This window comes from Draconibacterium sp. (genome assembly GCF_041583095.1).
Taxonomy (GTDB): Bacteria; Bacteroidota; Bacteroidia; order Bacteroidales; family Prolixibacteraceae; genus Draconibacterium.
This window is the reverse complement of record NZ_JBFHGM010000408.1, coordinates 1-3,047: the sequence shown is the minus strand read 5'-3', so window position 1 is coordinate 3,047 and position 3,047 is coordinate 1. Positions and strand designations below refer to the sequence as shown.

2 protein-coding genes are annotated in these 3,047 nt (G+C 41.8%); both read left to right on the top strand.

The window, feature by feature from the left end; genetic code table 11:
* Nucleotides 1-929 (top strand): TonB-dependent receptor domain-containing protein (locus ABZB17_RS21875; RefSeq protein WP_372653678.1); only part of this gene is annotated, 929 nt, incomplete at its 5' end.
* Between the two features lie 37 nt (nucleotides 930-966).
* On the top strand, nucleotides 967-2,943 hold the full coding sequence (locus ABZB17_RS21870) for a hypothetical protein (RefSeq protein WP_372653676.1): 1,977 nt from the start codon (nucleotides 967-969) through the stop codon (nucleotides 2,941-2,943).
* Nucleotides 2,944-3,047 lie beyond the last annotated feature (104 nt).

The window sequence follows — 3,047 nt, the reverse complement described above, 5'->3', positions numbered from 1 at the left end:
TGGAGGTGAACTGGAATGTAACCAACTATGTAGGAAGAGTTGGCAGTCTCGATGAGTCGTACGATAATATTCTGCCTTCCCTGATGTTAAAATACCAGGCTACCGAAAAACAATCGTTGCGTTTTGTAGCCAGTAAAACAATTACACTTCCTGAGTTTAAGGAATTAGCGCCCTTTGAGTATGTTTCCCCAACCGGCCGTGTAACAAAAGGTAATCCCGAGCTGGTAAAATCCAACAACTATAATTTCGACCTGAAATGGGAGTTTTTCCCCGATCGTGGCGAGTTGTTCTCGGTAACCGGTTTCTACAAAATGATCAACGACCCGATTAACATGGCTCAAACACGCGGTTCGTCGGGTAACTTTTACTTTGCCAACACCGGCGAACAAGCCGACGTTTACGGAGTGGAAGCTGAAGCTCGCTTTGGTATCATTAAAGCCGAAACTTCAGGAAAACCGGATTTGAACATGACACTGAACGCTACAAAAATGTGGCACAGTCAGGATTTGTACGATATTTTCCAATACAACAACAAAACCGAAACCGAATTACAGGGAGCTGCCGGGTTTATTTTTAACGGTGCTTTAAGTTATTCAACCAATACCGATAATGAGTTTCAGGCCACTTTAACGGGTAACTATTCATCGGATAAAATTCTGGCACTTGGTGCACCCGAAGACTTTGCCAACAGCGCAACCTTATTCAATAACGAAATTATGGAGAAAGGATTTACTACGGTTGATCTGGTAATGAGCAAAGTGATCAATAAAACCTTTGCTGTTAAGTTTTCGGCAAAAAACCTGCTCAATCCTGAAATCGAACAAACACAGGAAATTAAACCATTGTCAGGTGAGGCATTCACCGATGTGGTTAACTCTTACAAAAAAGGTATCAACCTAAGTTTAAGTCTCAAAATAAATCTGCATTAAAAAATTAGTGAAACGTATAATTAAAATTAGAGAAAAGATGAAAAAACAATTAATCAAATTTTTAGGTCTTGCTTTATTGGCAACAGCAGTTTTTGTTAGCTGCGATGATGATGATCCGATTACTCCAACGCTTACAGTTGTTGAAAAACTCGACAATGGTATAATGGAAGGAACCCTTGACGAGAATTACACGCTTAGCGCAGGTGTTTCGTACAACCTAAGTGGTTCTTTTATTGTAGCCGACGGTGCCAAACTTACCATTCCTGCAGGAACCAACATTATTGCCGATGCGGGTGGTACAGGTGTTTACCTTGCCGTACTGATGGGTGGTAAAATCGAAATCAACGGTACTGCTGGCAGCCCGGTTGTAATGTCTTCGCCAAATGCCAATCCGGGCGACTGGGGTGGTTTAACCATTTGTGGTAAAGCAACTACTACTGCCGGAGCGAATTCAGAAGCTGAAGTAGGTGGATTTATCTACGGAGGTAATGACGATACCGATAATTCGGGTACTGTTTCATACCTTGTAATTAAAGGTACAGGTGCTCAAATCAACGAAGAATCGCAATACAATGGTGTTTCCTGTTATGCCCTTGGATCGGGAACTACGCTTAATAACATTGCTGTAATCAACGGATCGGATGATGGTATCGAATTTTTTGGAGGAACCGTTTCGGTTACCAACATCTTTTTGCAAAACAACGAAGATGATGCTATCGACTGGACTGAAGGTTGGAGCGGAACAGTAAATAATGCTTACGTTGAGCACACAATCGAAGGTTTTTCAACGGTAATTGAAGGCGATAAAGACAACAACAATCCCAAAATTAACAACCTTACAGCGGTTTCTACAACTGGTGGTACTGCTTTGCAATTCAAAAAAGAGTCGGGAATGACCATCACCGGCTTATCGTTAAGTGGTTATTCAGTGTCTATCGATATGAAAGACAATGGCCCATTGGCAAACGTAATTATCGATGGCGAAGAGGCTGACCCAACAAAAAGCTACAATGCTCCTGCAACTGTTGATCCAACAGAGTGGACATGGATTGACGCAGAACTGGCAGAAGTTGTAGAATTGAGTGGGAATGTTGACTCGGATGTAACTCTTGATGCCGGTAAAACTTACCGTTTAACCGGTTCGTACATCGTTCAGGATGGTGCTTCGCTAACTATTCCTGCAGGAACGAAAATTCACGCCGATAACGGTGGAACTGATGTTTACATCGCAGTATTGATGGGTGGTCAGATCTTTATCAACGGTGAAGCAAACAATCCTGTAGTTATTTCTTCAGACCTTAGCCAGCCGGGCGACTGGGGTGGTTTAACAATCTGTGGAAAAGCAACAACTACTGCCGGCGTAAATGCAGAAGCCGAAGTTGGTGGATTTATTTACGGAGGAACCAGCGATACGGATAATTCAGGTTCGGTAACTAATCTTGTAATTCGTGGAACAGGTGCACAAATCAACGAAGAATCACAATACAACGGTGTTTCATTATATGCTGTGGGATCGGAAACTACGCTTGAAAACCTTGCTATTTTCGACGGATCTGACGACGGTATCGAATTCTTTGGTGGTACGGCAACGGTTACAAACATTTATGTTGAAAACTGCGAAGACGATGCAATCGACTGGACTGAAGGTTGGAGCGGTGGAATTACCAATACTTATGTATCGCACACTATCGCTGGTTTCTCAACTGTTTTCGAAGGCGATAAAGACAACAATAACCCCGTATTTACCAATGTAACTGCTATGTCGACAGTTGGCGGTACAGGGTTGCAGTTTAAAAAAGAATCGGGAGCTACAATTACTGGCTTGCACATGGAAGGTTATACTATCGATCTTGATATGAAAGACGCAGGTGCATTATCAAATGTACAAATTGATGGTGCCAATCCTGATGCTACTTTAATGGATGGCGAAACCAGCAAATACACACTAAATTCAGGTAAAGATTCAGATGCCATCGACATTTCAGGATGGACATGGATTAGCGCTGAGTTATAAAATCTTGTTAATGAATTTAAATGACAATCAAAAAGAGGTTATAAAAACATTGATAATGCAGTGTTTATTAAAGTCGGCCTAAAAACCGATTTTAAAAGCTCCGG